Source organism: Acinetobacter johnsonii CIP 64.6, assembly GCF_000368045.1.
Classification (GTDB): domain Bacteria; phylum Pseudomonadota; class Gammaproteobacteria; order Pseudomonadales; family Moraxellaceae; genus Acinetobacter; species Acinetobacter johnsonii.
Genome location: NZ_KB849229.1, coordinates 1 through 16,226 on the forward strand (window position 1 = coordinate 1; position 16,226 = coordinate 16,226).

Consider the following 16,226-nt stretch of genomic DNA (forward strand, 5'->3'; position numbering starts at 1 on the left):
CGACTGTTTGGGGTTGTATAGTCAAGTAATTAAGTGCATGTGGTGGATGCCTTGGCAGTCAGAGGCGATGAAAGACGTAATAGCCTGCGATAAGCTCCGGGGAGGCGGCAAATATCCTGTGATCCGGAGATTTCTGAATGGGGAAACCCACCTGTCATAAGGCAGGTATCGTATGATGAATACATAGTCATACGAGGCGAACGAGGGGAAGTGAAACATCTCAGTACCCTTAGGAAAAGAAATCAATTGAGATTCCCTCAGTAGCGGCGAGCGAACGGGGAAAAGCCCATTAAGTCATATAAGTTCTAGTGGAATGCTCTGGGAAGTGCAACCATAGTGGGTGATAGTCCTGTACACGAAAGGGCTTATATGATGATGTCGAGTAGGGCGGGGCACGTGAAACCTTGTCTGAATATGGGGGGACCATCCTCCAAGGCTAAATACTCCTGACTGACCGATAGTGAACCAGTACCGTGAGGGAAAGGCGAAAAGAACCCCTGTGAGGGGAGTGAAATAGATCCTGAAACCGCATGCATACAAGCAGTGGGAGCCGACTTGTTCGGTGACTGCGTACCTTTTGTATAATGGGTCAGCGACTTACATTCAGTAGCAAGGTTAACCGCATAGGGGAGCCGTAGAGAAATCGAGTCTTAATAGGGCGTTTAGTTGCTGGGTGTAGACCCGAAACCGGGTGATCTATCCATGAGCAGGTTGAAGGTTGGGTAACACTAACTGGAGGACCGAACCCACTGTCGTTGAAAAGCCAGGGGATGACTTGTGGATAGGGGTGAAAGGCTAATCAAACTCGGTGATAGCTGGTTCTCCCCGAAAGCTATTTAGGTAGCGCCTCGGACGAATACCATTGGGGGTAGAGCACTGTTTCGGCTAGGGGGTCATCCCGACTTACCAAACCGATGCAAACTCCGAATACCAATGAGTACTATCCGGGAGACAGACTGCGGGTGCTAACGTCCGTAGTCAAGAGGAAAACAATCCAGACCGCCAGCTAAGGCCCCAAAATTATAGTTAAGTGGGAAACGATGTGGGAAGGCATAGACAGCTAGGAGGTTGGCTTAGAAGCAGCCACCCTTTAAAGAAAGCGTAATAGCTCACTAGTCGAGTCGGCCTGCGCGGAAGATGTAACGGGGCTAAAACTATATGCCGAAGCTGCGGATTTGCAATTTATTGCAAGTGGTAGGGGAGCGTTCTGTAAGCCGATGAAGGTGTATTGAGAAGTATGCTGGAGGTATCAGAAGTGCGAATGCTGACGTGAGTAACGACAATGCGAGTGAAAAACTCGCACGCTGAAAGACCAAGGGTTCCAGTCCAACGTTAATCGGGGCTGGGTGAGTCGACCCCTAAGGCGAGGCCGAGAGGCGTAGTCGATGGGAAATTGGTTAATATTCCAATACTTCTATGTAATGCGATGAGAGGACGGAGAAGGTTAAGTCAGCCTGGCGTTGGTTGTCCAGGTGGAAGGTTGTAGGCATGTATCTTAGGCAAATCCGGGGTACTCTATGCTGAGAACTGATAGCAAGCTGTACTTGTACAGTGAAGTGGCTGATACCATGCTTCCAGGAAAAGTCTCTAAGCTTCAGTTACATAGGAATCGTACCCGAAACCGACACAGGTGGTCAGGTCGAGTAGACCAAAGCGCTTGAGAGAACTCTGCTGAAGGAACTAGGCAAAATGGTACCGTAACTTCGGGAGAAGGTACGCTGCCGACGGTGATAGGATTTACTCCTTGAGCTATTGGCAGCCACAGAAACCAGGCCCCTGCAACTGTTTATTAAAAACATAGCACTCTGCAAACACGAAAGTGGACGTATAGGGTGTGATGCCTGCCCGGTGCTGGAAGGTTAATTGATGGGGTTAGCGTAAGCGAAGCTCTTGATCGAAGCCCCAGTAAACGGCGGCCGTAACTATAACGGTCCTAAGGTAGCGAAATTCCTTGTCGGGTAAGTTCCGACCTGCACGAATGGCATAATGATGGGGGCGCTGTCTCCAGCAGAGACTCAGTGAAATCGAATTCGCCGTGAAGATGCGGTGTACCCGCGGCTAGACGGAAAGACCCCGTGAACCTTTACTGCAGCTTGACATTGAACTTTGATCTTACTTGTGTAGGATAGGTGGGAGGCTTTGAAGCCGAGACGCTAGTTTCGGTGGAGCCAATCTTGAAATACCACCCTGGTAATATTGAGGTTCTAACTCTGTCCCGTTATCCGGGACGAGGACCATGTCTGGTGGGTAGTTTGACTGGGGCGGTCTCCTCCTAAAGAGTAACGGAGGAGTACGAAGGTGCGCTCAGCGTGGTCGGAAATCACGCGTAGAGTATAAAGGCAAAAGCGCGCTTAACTGCGAGACCCACAAGTCGAGCAGGTACGAAAGTAGGTCTTAGTGATCCGGTGGTTCTGTATGGAAGGGCCATCGCTCAACGGATAAAAGGTACTCTGGGGATAACAGGCTGATACCGCCCAAGAGTTCATATCGACGGCGGTGTTTGGCACCTCGATGTCGGCTCATCTCATCCTGGGGCTGAAGCAGGTCCCAAGGGTATGGCTGTTCGCCATTTAAAGAGGTACGCGAGCTGGGTTTAGAACGTCGTGAGACAGTTCGGTCCCTATCTACCGTGGGCGTTGGAAATTTGAGAGGATCTGCTCCTAGTACGAGAGGACCAGAGTGGACGAACCTCTGGTGTACCGGTTGTGACGCCAGTCGCATCGCCGGGTAGCTATGTTCGGAAGGGATAACCGCTGAAAGCATCTAAGCGGGAAGCCTACCTCAAGATAAGATTTCCCTAGGACTTTATGTCCTCTAAAGAGCCGTTGAAGACTACGACGTTGATAGGTTGGATGTGGAAGCATAGTGATATGTGAAGCTGACCAATACTAATTGCTCGTGAGGCTTGACTATACAACACCCAAACAGTTGGTGTTGTGGTTCAAATCACTGCAAACAACTTGATTTAGTTATAAAGCTAAGTACAATGCGCAATGAGATAAGATAAAGCACTGCTTTAGATTATCGCAAGAAACTCAGATATACCTGTTAATGTATTCTATTTGGAACGAAGTAAGGCATAGACTGTAAGTACAGTTGAAATAAGACCCGAACAAGTCCATAACAGTTGTGCTGGCGACAATAGCAAGAGTGAACCACCTGATCCCTTCCCGAACTCAGAAGTGAAACCTCTTAGCGCTGATGGTAGTGTGGAGTTATCCATGTGAGAGTAAGTCATCGCCAGCTCATTAATTCAAATCCCCCTCCGCTTAAGGCTGAGGGGGATTTTTTTATGCATGAAAGGCTAAATAATGTTAGATAATAAAGGATTGGCTAAAAAATGGTTTTTAAAATTTAATAGGCTTCGGTTTACACTTAAATTTGATTATTTATCACTCACTAAAAGAGATCATAACTAAGTCTGCGAATATATTTTGAGCAATTTGAATAGCTATTCCATCAATATTCATTGGACAAAAGAATGACTATATTTAACTCGTGATTATACAAAATATGTCAAAACAGGTTCTAATGTGTTCAATAAAAAGAAACCCCGACATCCTGTCGAGGTTTCTTTGTATTTCAGTGCTTAGATATAACTCCTGTCATATCTCACATCCTGATGCTCAAACTGATTATTGTTGTTTTAAGTTTGGGAAACGTCCTGTTTCCTCATTTGTTTAATATATGTCGTAAACTGTTTTAAGGCTAGTGGTCGCTTTCCTCAGTATTTGTAAGCTTTGACTTACACAGATTCATCTTGTTACCAAAGTGGATAACGTTGTACTTATGATTTCTCTACAATGAATGGTGATCATGCATTTAATGGGGAAGGAGATGCTGAGCAAAAAAGCTTTTTGTTTGTTGATTACAGTGAGTACATTTTTGGGCTTAATGGCATGTCATGCCGAAAGTCAGACGGAATCAGCAGCACAGGATAAACAAGACAAACAGGACAGTTCCACTTCTTTAGGTACATCTATACACCTCAAACGTATTGCTGAATTTAATGAGCCATGGGCATTAGCGGTATTGCCCGATGGGCGATTATTAATTACAGAAAGATCTGGGCAGTTGATTTTATTTAATCCTATAGATCAGACAAAGACTCTCGTTAGGAATATACCTAAAGTGGCTTATGGTGGCCAGGGTGGGTTAGGCGATATTGCTTTACATCCTCAGTTTGCACAAAACCATCAAATTTATCTCAGTTATGCAGAAGCAGGGCAAGATGGTTATGGTTCGGTTGTGATTCGTGCTAATTTGAATTTAGATCTGGCACAGCCACAATTAGATAACCTTAAAACGATATGGAAACAAGTACCTAAGGTGCGGGGGCAAGGACATTATGCACATAGGATGTTATTGGATGGTGCAGGGAAATTATGGATTAGTTCGGGAGAACGGCAAAAGTTTGATCCTGCACAAGATTTAGCATCGAATCTTGGAAAAATGATTCGTTTAAATGATGATGGTTCGGTTGTCTTAGATAATCCATTTCAGACGCAGGGGGATATCGCAAAACAAATATGGAGTTTGGGGCATCGTAATCCTTTGGGAATGGCTTTGGATGCCAAAAAACAACTTTGGGTGGTGGAGATGGGCCCCAAAGGTGGGGATGAGCTTAATTTAATTCAAAAGGCTAAAAACTATGGTTATCCAATCGTTTCGAATGGTGATCATTATAGTGGTGTGAATATCCCTGACCACGCCACGCGGCCTGAGTTTGAAGCGCCAAAATTAGACTGGACACCCGTAATTTCTCCATCGAGTTTGATTTTTTATACGGGACAGATGTTTCCAAAGTGGCAGGATAAAGCCATCATTGGTGGGCTTTCATCTAAAGTATTAATTATTGTAGACACCACAGCACAGCCAGTAAAAGAAATCCAACGGATAGATATGAAAGAACGTATCCGTGGTTTACAACAAGCGAAAGATGGCAGTATTTGGGTGATTGAGGATGGAAAACATGCAGATTTAATTCAGCTGCTTTCACATTAATCACCTAAACAGAGTATTGCGAGGAAAGACAGTCTTAAAGCGCAGCATGTCGATCAGCATTGAAGACATTGGCTTGGATCTGCATCAGTTTTCGTTGTCCTTGTTTGCCATTCATCCGCCAATGGGCAATTTTAATATTATCGATCAAGGCGACATCCCCTTTTTGCCATTTGAGCAAGAGTGCATCGTGATATAAGGCTTCAAAGAAGTGCTGTTTTTCCTGATCGGTCCATTCAATTTTTTCACCTTCATGGGTGAAAAGTTCCCATGACAGTTGCATGCAATTAGCCGTGGGGTCTGGTTGAAGCTTTCCTCGCTGCTTAAAGCTTTTTTGTGCAGCTTGATGGGCAAAAGCGTTGGTATTGTTTGCAAAAGCCCACGGCTGGATCATCGGCTTTTGCGTGTTCGGGTGTATGACAACGAAAGGTGAGCGTTTTAAGGTAAGTTTGCTTTCTTTATTTGCTTTTTTCTGGAAACCAACTGAGCTTTTATTGAAGGTCAAGCGATCAAAAAGATTGAGTCTACGTTTTGAAATATAAGAAAAATGGTTCCATGCACCTAAGTATTTTTGTTGTACGCTGACTGGAAAATGGGCCCAAATTTTTTCGAGGTTATTAAACCCAGTTTCAAGCAAGTGGTCCGCGGGTTCTTGGCAAAACAAGGCAATATAACGCGAGCGAGTCGAGTATAGGCCACCTTCGACATGTGGACCTTGAATTGAGTTTTCAACAGAGCCTAATTGCACTGTATTGTGGTTGAGGTAAGCTCTATCATCACCTGCACGATTTTCGCTATATTTATGAATGAAAGAGGCAAACCAACCTGATTTTTTAGGCGTAAATGTATGCCAAGGTTCAAGCTGAAAATGATGTTTGATCAACTCATGAAATTCATAGTTACGTTGTAATTTAAAGCCGCGAAATAATAAGATGCCGTACTGATGCAACTCTTGCATAAGTTCTGTGCGATGGACTCTAACATAGGCGGCTAGAGCGTCTACATCTGTATATTCGGAGTCAGCGGCATAAATTTTGCAATAATCATTTAAAAGTGTGGTGTTTAGTTGCATGTGAATATTCTCTATTGTTGTTTTTTTAATTTATTGTATTGAACTGAGCCATTTTTGCTGAATCAGTAAATGTTCAGTGGGCGAGAGTATAAAGTGTAGTTCGAGCGCTAGATGTAATATTTCGTTGTGCGGAAGAACATACCGACAAACGGTGAAAGTTTTAATATTTGATGGATCTACTTTATAGATTAGCGCTTAAATATGTACGGTGGATGGAAATGATGATTCACTAAATTTTATATGTGTTTATATATTTGTTTTATTTCATTATTTTACGAAGTTTTAGTTGGGATAGACATCTCTTCAGGCCAATTTTATTTGTATTCACGAGCTTCTTCTAAGGTATTGAAGTATATAAGAGGTTAGTTAATATCTGATCTAGATTTGGGCTTTTAGAGAAATATTGAGCTAACAACCAATACAATTAAAAAGCCCCCGACATCCTGTCGAGGGCTTTTTAAATTCTTTCAAACGGTATAACTCCTGTCCTACCGATCAGCATCCTGCTATGTATGTTGTTATTTTTGTTTTTCATCTGAGACATCCTGTCTCTGTATGGTTTAACTATAGCGTCGATGTTTATTATTAAAAAGCCGACAAATACTCAAGCTACTGTAAGCAATGGCGTACAGAAGAATCTCATGCTTATGCGCTGACATATTTAATGAGTTTATCAATTGCTGCTTTTAGATTCTTCTCATCAAAAGGATTTGGTTCAAAATCTCCGGTTTTATTGCGTGAAAAAATATCTCGAATTTCAATCACCGCATTGGTATCGACCAGACCGAGCTGAGTACCGACTTGGCGAATTTGGTCGATGGAACGTGAGCCATTGGTACCACCATAACTGATATAGGCCGCAGGTTTACCTTGCCATTCTTTGCCTAAGTAATCTAGGGCATTTTTAAGTGCAGGGCTATAACCATGATTGTATTCTGGGCTAATGAAAATAAAGGCATCACCTTGGGCAATGTGGTCGGCCCATGCTTGTTGTTTGGGTTGATCATAAATCCCTGTCATTGGGGGATTTGCACCTGAAAAAATTGGCAAATCCCACTCTTTTAAGTCGACTAATTCGAGTTGGACCGTATTGAGTTCTAGTTGTTCAAAGCCTTTTTGCACCCATCGCGCAACTTTAATGGCTGTCCGACCTTCGCGCACACTGCCTATAATGACCTGAATTTTCATCAAAAATCCTTGGGAAAATAAATGTGATTACGTTACGTTAGTATGAAAATTAGGCTTTGCATAGATTGAATATGTATCTGATCGACAAATGTTTGAAGCATTAAAAAAGCCCCCGAAGGAGCTTTAGCTGACACACAGACAATCGATCTGTGGCTTTACATAATTTTGATGCCTTGTTGGCCGGCAGGCGTCACTTTGAAGATTTCAACTTCAAAGGTAATATCTTTACCTGCCAATGGATGGTTAAAGTCGACTTCGGTAATGTCATCACCTACAGTTTTAACCACACCATAAAGACTTTGTTTGGCTTTGTCCTCAAATTCAATCATGTGCCCTTCAATAGGACGCTGTTCAAATTTGACCGTATCAAACTGTTGTACGTTTTCAGGATTCCACGGGCCAAAAGCATCTTCTGGTGGTAGGCTCACTGTACGACGGTCGCCAGCACGTAAACCGAACAGTGCTTTTTCAAAACCAGGCAGTAAGCTACCATCCCCCATCACCAAGCTCACAGGTTCTTCACGGCTACGTGTGTTATCAATTTCTACGCCATTTTCAATGCAAACAGAAAAATGTAACTCTACTTTTGAACCTTCGCTTACGCGAGTTTCTTCATTGGGATTAATAAAATCAGTCATTGTTTACTTCGGCACGTTGGATACGGTTTTTTTCGAGAAAAAAGGTATCGATCAACAAAAGGATCGTTCCTAGTGTAATCGCACTATCTGCAATATTAAACGCAGGGAAGTGGCTGTTTTGATAGTACACATGAATAAAATCAACCACGTAGCCTAAGGTTACACGATCAATTAAATTCCCTATAGCACCACCTAAAATAAGGGCAATCGCGATGGGCAACACTTTCACAGTTTTAGGCATACGCATCAGCCAAAACAGGAAAATGACAGATACAATACCTGCAAGAGAGGTAAAGAAATAACGTTGCCAGCCGCCCGCATCGGACAAGAAACTAAAGGCTGCGCCATAGTTATGCAATAAAGTCCAATTTAAAAAGGGCAGGACTGGTACGGGATCTGCATAATTCAGATGGGTACTGGCAATCCATTTGGTCCATTGATCTAAGACAATCGCTAGAATCGCCAAACCTACCCACACCAAATTGTGCGGATAGAATTGGAATAAGCCCTTTTTCTGTTGAGGGTTAGGCATACTTTCTCTCTTCGCCTTGGCCTGTAGGAAGGTTGATAATACAACGACCACATAGACCTGGATGTGTAACATGTGTATTCACATCTGGCAGAACATGCCAGCAGCGTACACATTTTTCACCATCAGCCGCCGAGACTTGAACATTCAGACCTGCCAGATCAGAGGCTTCACCTTGAGTTGCATCGAATGCATTGACCAAGACTTGTGAAGTGATCATAACAAAGCGAAGTTCATCATCTAAACGATCCAGTACGTCTTTGAGTTTTGCATCTGCCCACAGTTCAACTTTGGCAGAGAGATTTGAACCCACAATTTTCGCAGTACGCGCAGTTTCGATGAACTTGTTCACCGCAGACTTCACCGCAATCAGCGTTTGCCAATCGGCTTCAGACAACAAGTTTGCTTTTGAAGCCACAGGAATGTCATACCATTCCGCAGTGAACACGTATTTCTCAGTTTGCTCTGGAATGAGAGGCCATGCTTCTTGAGCGGTAAAGCTCAAAATTGGTGACATCCAACGTACAAAGGCTTGAACCAAATGATACAGCGCAGTTTGAGCTGAATGGCGCGCTTGTGAATCGGCTTTGGTGGTGTACTGACGGTCTTTGATGATGTCGAGGTAGAAACCACCCAAGTCGTTGATACAGAAGTTGGTCAGCGCATTGGTCACGATATGGAAGTTCATATCTTCATAGGCTTGCTGAATGGTTTTCTGTACATCTGCTGCACGTTGCAAGATGTATTGATCAAGTGCGATCAATTGATCTACAGGCAGTGCATCCGTCGATGGTTTGAATCCATTTAAGTTTGCCAATAAGAAACGCAAGGTATTACGAATACGGCGGTAGCCGTCTGATGCACGGTTAAAGATTTCTTTACCTGCGGTCATTTCATAACGGTAATCAGCCGATGCAATCCAGAAACGTAAGCCATCTGCACCCATATCTTTAATGATGTCTTGTGGGGTGATGATGTTGCCCAAAGATTTTGACATCTTACGGCCTTTTTCATCCACCACGAAGCCATGGGTCAGTAAGCCTTTGTACGGCGCACGTTCATTGATCGCAATCGAGGTGAGCAATGAAGACTGGAACCAACCACGGTGTTGGTCTGAACCTTCAAGGTATAAATCAGCAGGATCGGTGAGTTCTTCGCGTTCACGCAGTACGGCATAGTGCGTTGTGCCTGAGTCGAACCACACGTCTAAAGTGTCACGAACACAGTTGTACTGTTCCGCTTCATCCCCGATAAAATCTTTCGCTTCACGGTTATACCAAGCGTCAATTCCTTCTTGTTCGATCAACTTCGCGACTTCTTCGATCAACTCTGCTGTGCGCGGATGGAGTTCGTTGGTGTCTTTATGCACGAAGAATGGGATTGGCACGCCCCACGTACGTTGACGCGAAATACACCAGTCGGGACGACCTTCGATCATGGCTTGAATACGGTTTTTACCCCAATCAGGCACAAAGCTAATCTCGTTTTCAATCGCATTTAAAGCGTTTTGACGCAGGCCTTGTGCATCCATGCTGATAAACCACTGTGGGGTCGCACGGAAGATAATTGGCGTTTTATGGCGCCAGCAGTGTGGGTAGCTGTGTTTGATTGGTTGATGTGCCCATAAGCGACCGACGGCACCCAAAGCTTCAATGATTTTTGGATTGGCTTTGTAGATGTGCTCGCCTGCAAAAATCGGTGAAGTTGGTAAATACACACCATTACCGCCCACTGGGTTTTCAACTTTTAAGTTGTACTGTAAGCCAACTTTATAGTCGTCCACACCATGGCCTGGTGCCGTATGTACCGCCCCTGTACCGCTGGTTGCAATGACATGTTCACCTAAAATCACAGGCACTTGGCGATCGGTCAGTAACGGGTGTTGTAATAATAGGTTTTCGATTGCTGAGCCGTTAAAATCAGCGAGAACCACAGGGTTTTCAAGCTTATAACGCTCAACTGCTGATTTAACCAAGTCTTTGGCTAAAATAAAGTTTTGCACGCCATGGTCGGTGCTAACTTGAACAAGTTGATAGTCAATTTCAGCATGGACGGCAACCGCTTGGTTTGCAGGCAAAGTCCAAGGCGTGGTGGTCCAAATTACGATATCTGTTGCAGCGTCTACGTTGAGATTTAAACGTGCGCTTAAGTCTTTTAAGTCGACAACCGTGAAGCCAACGTCAATCGCATCAGATTTTTTATCTTCATATTCCACTTCGGCTTCAGCCAAAGCTGAACCACAGTCTAAACACCAGTTCACAGGTTTAAGACCTGGTTCGATATGGCCTGCTTTTGCAATCGCGCCAACAGAGCGCACAATGTCCGCTTCCTGCTTGAAGTTCATGGTCAGGTAAGGATTGTCCCAGTCACCAAACACACCCATACGCACAAAGTCTTTCTTTTGCAGTTCAACTTGGGTGTAAGCATATTCACGGCAGGCTTTACGGAAAGTAGAAGCATCCACCTTCACACCCACTTTACCGACTTTCTCTTCTACTTTCAGTTCAATCGGAAGGCCGTGACAATCCCAACCCGGTACATAAGGGGCATCGAAGCCGTCGAGAATACGACTTTTAATAATGATATCTTTTAAAACTTTATTGACCGCATGACCCAAGTGAATTTGGCCATTTGCATAAGGAGGGCCGTCATGCAGGACATATTTTTTCTTGCCAATACGCGACGCACGAATCTGCTGATAAATGTTGTCGGCATACCACTTTTCTAACCATTTTGCTTCACGCACCGCGAGGTTTGCTTTCATGGCAAATTCGGTACCTGGGAGGTTGAGTGTGGCTTTATAATCCACTGCATTTTCAGTAGTTTGCTTATCGCTCATGCAAGATGTCTTCCAATTTAATCAGCGGCTCGGCTGACGCGTTTTACATAAAATTGATTGGTATTTAAAAGGGAAATGTGGGGGTGTTTTGGCGGAACTCAAGCAGTTTCACCACATCATCATCAATTCCCGCTTTGAGTGCTTCCAGCGAAGGGTAGTTCTTTTCACCATGTAAGTAGTTCAAGAAAGTGACCCGCATTAACAAGCCATACAGATTAGCAGAAACATCAGGGAAATGTACTTCTAATCGCCATTCTGGTTGTGCTTGTTGAATGGCTGGACGTGTTCCGACATGACCCGCACCAAAAAGCGCTGAATGGTCATATCCTGCAACCCCTAATCGATCAGGGTGGTCTGCTTTCACTTTATCGCGTAAAGACGTGGTTTCACACATCACATCTACACCATAAATGCCGTTTAAACAGGGTTTATGTCGGTTTAAACGTACATTAATGGTTGGAAAATCAAGGGTTCGGCCAATTTGGTCGCCATATTGTACCCGACCCGTAATGCTATAAGGGCGCCCTAATAACTGAGCAGCCAGCGCCAAGTCCCCTGCGGCCAGTGTTTGGCGAATCCGAGTTGAACTGACGCGTTCACCTTCTGCGAGGATGGTTTCTAGATTGTGGACTTGAAAACCATAGTTTTCGAGAAATTCGCTGTTGCCTTGGCGGTTTTTACCAAAGTGAAAGTCATCGCCTAAAACCAAACTTTGGGCATTGAGTTTTTCTTTTAAAATATCGGCAAATTGTTCTGCATTTAAACTGCGGAAGCTGTTGTCAAATTTCGCGACCGCAATATAGTCCACACCCAGCTCAGTTAAATATTCGACTTTTTCACGCAATGATGAAATACGCGGTGGAGCATCATAACCTTTAAAAAATTCAAGTGGTTGAGGCTCAAAAATCATTACTACTGTTTTTAGATTTTGTTGTTTTGCAACGGCTTTGAGCTGATGAATCATGGCTTGATGACCCAAATGCACCCCGTCAAAATTACCGATAGTGACAGCGGTTTTTTCTAATTGGGTATTTGAGGGCAAAGCATTTAGACGGAGCAGCTTCATGGGCAAATCAAGTGCTTGGAATTAAGAACGGCTTATATATTGCCATATTCTTGGGCATTCGTCTTGTGGTTGTTTTTTGACAACGCAAAATTTAGTGCAAAGTATATTTATATCAATTTTATTGATTTTTTTAATATAAATTAATCAATTTTTCTTATTTATAAATTTGATTAGTATAAATGTAGATTTTAAATGAGGCCGAACTCATGCAAAAACCATTTACACAACTTGGACAGCGCCACAATATCATTCGTCAGTTCACCCCCAACTGGTTCACTGTCAGTATGGGAACAGGTGTTGTGGCGTTAATTATATCAGAGTTTCCGATGATAAAGGCACTCACATGGCAACTCGGCACGGGGCTGTGGTATTTCAATATTTTATTGTTCGTACTTTTTAGTGTGCTATATGGCTTACGTTGGGCATTTTATCCGCACGAAGCCAAACAGATTTTTCAACATCCAAGCATGAGCCTATTTTTAGGTACGATTCCGATGGCGCTGGCCACCATCCTCAATGGCTTTTTAAAGTATGGTCAGCCTATTTATGGCGATACAGCTGTACAGATTGCACAAACGCTCTGGTATGCCGATGTGGTCTTGGCGCTCTTGGTGGCGTGGGCAGTTCCTTTTGCCATGTATCGACATCAGGAGCATGCTTTACAGCAGATGACCGCGGTGTGGTTATTGCCGATCGTGGCCTGTGAAGTTGCAGCCAGCAGTGGTGGTTTATTGCTGGGGCATTTGCCAGCTGATACTCACGCTGTTGCGATTTTATTGGGCAGTTATCTGTTGTGGGGTGTTTCAGTATTACCTGCCTTTGCAATTTTAACGATTTTAATGTTGCGTTTGGTCTTACATAAATTGCCTGAAAAAGAGTTGGCGGTCAGCAGTTGGTTGGCTTTGGGACCGATAGGGACTGCTGCTTTGGCGTTATTGGTTTTGGGGCATCAGGCACCGATGCTGATGGCGAGTTTGGGCTTAGCACAACTGGGTCAGTTATTTCAGCAGGCGGGAATTTTGGCCAGTTTAATTCTGCTGGGTTTTGGGCTGTGGTGGTTGGGGATTGCGGTACTGACGACTTTGTACCATGCCAAACAGGACTTACCATTTAATTTGGGTTGGTGGGGACTGACCTTCCCATTGGGCGTATATACACTGGCAATCTTAACTCTAGCCCAACAACTCAATTTGGCCTTTCTGTATGCTGTTGGCTATGCTTTTGCAGCCATACTGATGTTGTTATGGAGTTTGGTTGCAACCAAGACGGCACAAGGTTTTTATCAAGGGGATTTGTTCTTTTCGCCGTGCTTAAAAACCTATTTAGAACAGCAGTATAAATGAGGTCTACAATCCTTTCAGTTTAAAGCGCCATCTGATCTTATGTAGGTTGTTTGAGCAGAGACCAGAGGCGCTTTTCTTTCGGATCGATTTGTTTTCTAATGGCACGCATGAAGTCTGTTAATTGAGTATTTTATGTCAGATGTTGCATTGATCATGGCTTTGCCGAATGAGTCTAAAGGATTGTTTGAGCAAGCAGGGATTGAAGTTCATTACAGCGGTATTGGTAAAGTCAACGCGGCCTATAAAGCATTTGAAGTGATTCAAAAAACAGGCTGTAAAACCCTGATTAATTTAGGTACAGCAGGCAGTACTTATTTTGATAAGCATGAATTGGTTGAAGTTTCTCAATTTGTACAACGCGACATGGATGTCTCTCCACTGGGTTTCGCTGTCGGTTTTACCCCATTTGACACCATGCATCCTGCGGAAATTCATTTAGAACCGTTTTTCCAACAACTCCGCACTGGCATCTGTGGAACAGGGGATAGCTTTGAAACGGGTGAACCCAAAGTACCGTGTCATTTGGTTGATATGGAAGGATATGCGCTGGCAAAGGTCTGTAAAAAACAGGGTGTTCGCCTAATTTCGGTCAAATATATTTCAGATGGTGCCAACGACACCGCGCATTTGGACTGGGAAGACAATTTGTTATTGGGAGCTCAGAAATTATTAGCATTATTTGAAAGTATCTGAGGCTTTGATTTTGTCTTTTTAAATTCGGCGACCATAGAGTGCTATGGTCGTATGCCAAAATTACTCAGCTTTGAATAATTCAGACGGTGTTCGCGGGATCACGCCATACAGCATCATATGCACGGTATGTTGAATGACTCGTTGTTGCATACTGCGGTTACGTAGGGTTTTACCTGTTACCATTTCCATTTGCGTGGCAAAATCAGCATAGTTTTGTGTTAATGCCCAAATGTTGAGGATTAACAGCTCAGGGTCTATTTCAGTTGAAATTTTACCTTGCTCTTGCCAATTGCTAATGACTTTGGCTTTACGTTTGACCAACTTCTTTAAAGGCCCTTTGAGGATTTCCAAAATATGCGGAGCCCCTTGGATCACTTCTAAAGCAAACAAGCGAGATGCTTTTGGTTGAGTCCGAGAAACCTCAATCTTTTGTAATAAGTAGTTGGTGATCGCTTCTTCCGGCTCTAAGTCAGCTTCTAACATCTGTAGTGGGGCTAACCATTTTTGTAAAACCGTCGTTAAAACTTCAACGTACAAAGCTTCTTTATTTTCATAGTAATAGAAAATATTCGATTTGTGCATTTCAGCAATCTGTGCGATTTCATCTAAGCTTGCTCCATTAAATCCATAGAGCGAGAAGACGTCTAGTGCAGCATTCAGCAGCTGGTGGCGTTTTTGAGTACTCTTTTTCTGTTCCATTCTCTAATTTAAAAAACAATAAAAAGGGGAAGGACAAATTGTACGGCAAATCATCAGATTTGTGCACAAAGTGGAAATTTAATTTTTTGAATAATGATCATTTATTCTGTAGATTGGCTCTTAAATTGCGATAAATTCTAAAAGTTGTCCAATAAAATATAATTATATAAAAACTATTTTGTCTAAACTATATGAAATGATTCAATGTGAAGTGGCATGTTTTGATAAAAATAACGTGAAATTTATTGTATTTATTCGTATGAAGTAGCGGTCCTTCATAGTCCATTTTTATTTTTTACTACCATTGAGTTCCAAAAATCCTTAACCCTAAAGTTAAGGATTTTTTAGTTTGCTTATGTGGCTAAAACCGCATTTAACACCTGCTGTTCAAGGGTATTGAATTGCATATCTTTGACGCGAGGGCGAGGCAGGTCGACTTGAAACTCTTTGGCAATATGGCCACGATCCAGCAAAATAATCCGATCGGCCAGCTGAACAGCCTCACTGACATCATGGGTGACTAAAATGGCGGTAAAGCCCTGTTCCGTCCATAATTTTTCAATCAAATTCTGCATGTCTAAGCGGGTTAAGGCATCGAGTGCTCCCAAAGGTTCATCGAGCAATAAAATCCGTGGTTTATGCGATAAAGCTCTTGCCAAAGCGGTCCGTTGACGCTGTCCTCCAGAGAGCTGCGAAGGCCAAAGTCCCGCTTTTTCTTTGAGTCCGACTTTTTCAAGCAGACCCGAGGCAGTGGCATGTTGTTGTTTAGGCAAACCTAGTTGTACGTTTTGTTCAATTGAGCGCCATGGTAACAGTCGTGGATCTTGGAACATGACCCGTATATCGTCTGCGGTAATTCCTTCGCGGAGGTGTCGTGCGGACTTAAACTTAATTTCGCCGTAGCTTTGTTGTTCTAAGTTGGCAATCAGGCGCAGGAGGGTACTTTTACCACAACCACTGCGTCCGACAATGGCTAAAAACTCACCCGGCTGAATATGCAGATCTAAGTCTTCAAGGACTTTAACTGAACCATAAAACTTATGCAGTTGTTCGATAATAATTTCGGCCCCAAGCACCGCTTGAGGGTTAATGTCTTGATTGTGATTTGGCGGCGACGGAATATTGGCATGGCGACCAAGGCTTAAATCAGTCATCTCA

11 protein-coding genes and 2 rRNA genes are annotated in these 16,226 nt (G+C 43.5%); 5 read left to right on the forward strand and 8 right to left on the reverse strand.

Annotation, left to right across the window (positions count from 1 at the left end; genetic code table 11):
• The first annotated feature begins 19 nt into the window (after nt 1-19).
• The 3 genes from F986_RS00010 to F986_RS00020 all read left to right on the forward strand — a co-directional run bounded on the left by F986_RS00010 (nt 20) and on the right by F986_RS00020 (nt 5,004).
• Nucleotides 20-2,913: ribosomal RNA gene (locus F986_RS00010) — 23S ribosomal RNA — on the forward strand.
• 218 nt (nt 2,914-3,131) lie between these two features.
• Nucleotides 3,132-3,246 (forward strand): 5S ribosomal RNA (gene rrf, locus F986_RS00015).
• Between the two features lie 591 nt (nt 3,247-3,837).
• Nucleotides 3,838-5,004: a PQQ-dependent sugar dehydrogenase gene (locus F986_RS00020; RefSeq protein WP_004684157.1), complete on the forward strand. Its 1,167-nt coding sequence runs from the start codon at nt 3,838-3,840 to the stop codon at nt 5,002-5,004.
• 34 nt (nt 5,005-5,038) lie between these two features.
• Here the strand turns inward: F986_RS00020 and F986_RS00025 are convergent, their stop codons facing one another.
• The 6 genes from F986_RS00025 to ribF all read right to left on the reverse strand — a co-directional run bounded on the left by F986_RS00025 (nt 5,039) and on the right by ribF (nt 12,333).
• Nucleotides 5,039-6,073 (reverse strand): TauD/TfdA family dioxygenase, encoded by a 1,035-nt coding sequence (locus F986_RS00025; RefSeq protein ID WP_004684158.1) that lies wholly within the window; start codon nt 6,071-6,073, stop codon nt 5,039-5,041.
• Nucleotides 6,074-6,718: 645 nt separating this feature from the next.
• Complete coding sequence (locus F986_RS00030) at nt 6,719-7,261, reverse strand: NADPH-dependent FMN reductase (RefSeq protein WP_004684159.1); 543 nt, start codon at nt 7,259-7,261, stop codon at nt 6,719-6,721.
• A gap of 155 nt (nt 7,262-7,416) precedes the next feature.
• Nucleotides 7,417-7,899, reverse strand: coding sequence for an FKBP-type peptidyl-prolyl cis-trans isomerase (locus F986_RS00035; protein WP_004684162.1), 483 nt, complete (start codon nt 7,897-7,899; stop codon nt 7,417-7,419).
• Complete coding sequence (lspA, locus tag F986_RS00040) at nt 7,892-8,431, reverse strand: signal peptidase II (RefSeq protein ID WP_004684163.1); 540 nt, start codon at nt 8,429-8,431, stop codon at nt 7,892-7,894. The genes F986_RS00035 and lspA overlap by 8 nt, the downstream gene beginning before the upstream one ends.
• Nucleotides 8,424-11,267, reverse strand: a complete 2,844-nt coding sequence (gene ileS, locus F986_RS00045; protein WP_004684165.1) for an isoleucine--tRNA ligase — start codon at nt 11,265-11,267, stop codon at nt 8,424-8,426. The genes lspA and ileS overlap by 8 nt, the downstream gene beginning before the upstream one ends.
• Nucleotides 11,268-11,331: 64 nt before the next feature.
• A complete protein-coding gene (ribF, locus tag F986_RS00050; RefSeq protein ID WP_004684166.1) occupies nt 11,332-12,333 on the reverse strand; it encodes a bifunctional riboflavin kinase/FAD synthetase in 1,002 nt (333 codons plus the stop codon).
• A gap of 206 nt (nt 12,334-12,539) precedes the next feature.
• Between ribF and F986_RS00055 the strand changes: the two genes are divergently transcribed.
• Together F986_RS00055 and F986_RS00060 are read left to right on the forward strand one after the other, a co-directional pair.
• Nucleotides 12,540-13,676: a TDT family transporter gene (locus tag F986_RS00055; RefSeq protein WP_004684169.1), complete on the forward strand. Its 1,137-nt coding sequence runs from the start codon at nt 12,540-12,542 to the stop codon at nt 13,674-13,676.
• A gap of 132 nt (nt 13,677-13,808) precedes the next feature.
• Complete coding sequence (locus tag F986_RS00060; protein WP_004684171.1) at nt 13,809-14,369, forward strand: phosphorylase family protein; 561 nt, start codon at nt 13,809-13,811, stop codon at nt 14,367-14,369.
• Nucleotides 14,370-14,429: 60 nt separating this feature from the next.
• On the opposite strand, the gene F986_RS00065 is transcribed toward F986_RS00060, so the two are convergent.
• Together F986_RS00065 and F986_RS00070 are read right to left on the reverse strand one after the other, a co-directional pair.
• Nucleotides 14,430-15,068: a TetR/AcrR family transcriptional regulator gene (locus F986_RS00065; RefSeq protein WP_004684172.1), complete on the reverse strand. Its 639-nt coding sequence runs from the start codon at nt 15,066-15,068 to the stop codon at nt 14,430-14,432.
• Nucleotides 15,069-15,421: 353 nt separating this feature from the next.
• Entirely contained in the window at nt 15,422-16,222 is an 801-nt protein-coding gene (locus F986_RS00070) for an ABC transporter ATP-binding protein (protein WP_004684173.1), read from the reverse strand.
• Between the last annotated feature and the right edge of the window lie 4 nt (nt 16,223-16,226).

Bases quoted from the DNA above. Each gene is read 5' to 3' on its own strand.
- F986_RS00020 (WP_004684157.1), top strand. From the start codon at position 3,838: ATGCTGAGCAAAAAAGCTTTTTGTTTGTTGATTACAGTGAGTACATTT.
- F986_RS00025 (WP_004684158.1), bottom strand. From the start codon at position 6,073: ATGCAACTAAACACCACACTTTTAAATGATTATTGCAAAATTTATGCC.
- F986_RS00030 (WP_004684159.1), bottom strand. From the start codon at position 7,261: ATGAAAATTCAGGTCATTATAGGCAGTGTGCGCGAAGGTCGGACAGCC.
- F986_RS00035 (WP_004684162.1), bottom strand. From the start codon at position 7,899: ATGACTGATTTTATTAATCCCAATGAAGAAACTCGCGTAAGCGAAGGT.
- lspA (WP_004684163.1), bottom strand. From the start codon at position 8,431: ATGCCTAACCCTCAACAGAAAAAGGGCTTATTCCAATTCTATCCGCAC.
- ileS (WP_004684165.1), bottom strand. From the start codon at position 11,267: ATGAGCGATAAGCAAACTACTGAAAATGCAGTGGATTATAAAGCCACA.
- ribF (WP_004684166.1), bottom strand. From the start codon at position 12,333: ATGAAGCTGCTCCGTCTAAATGCTTTGCCCTCAAATACCCAATTAGAA.
- F986_RS00055 (WP_004684169.1), top strand. From the start codon at position 12,540: ATGCAAAAACCATTTACACAACTTGGACAGCGCCACAATATCATTCGT.
- F986_RS00060 (WP_004684171.1), top strand. From the start codon at position 13,809: ATGTCAGATGTTGCATTGATCATGGCTTTGCCGAATGAGTCTAAAGGA.
- F986_RS00065 (WP_004684172.1), bottom strand. From the start codon at position 15,068: ATGGAACAGAAAAAGAGTACTCAAAAACGCCACCAGCTGCTGAATGCT.
- F986_RS00070 (WP_004684173.1), bottom strand. From the start codon at position 16,222: ATGACTGATTTAAGCCTTGGTCGCCATGCCAATATTCCGTCGCCGCCA.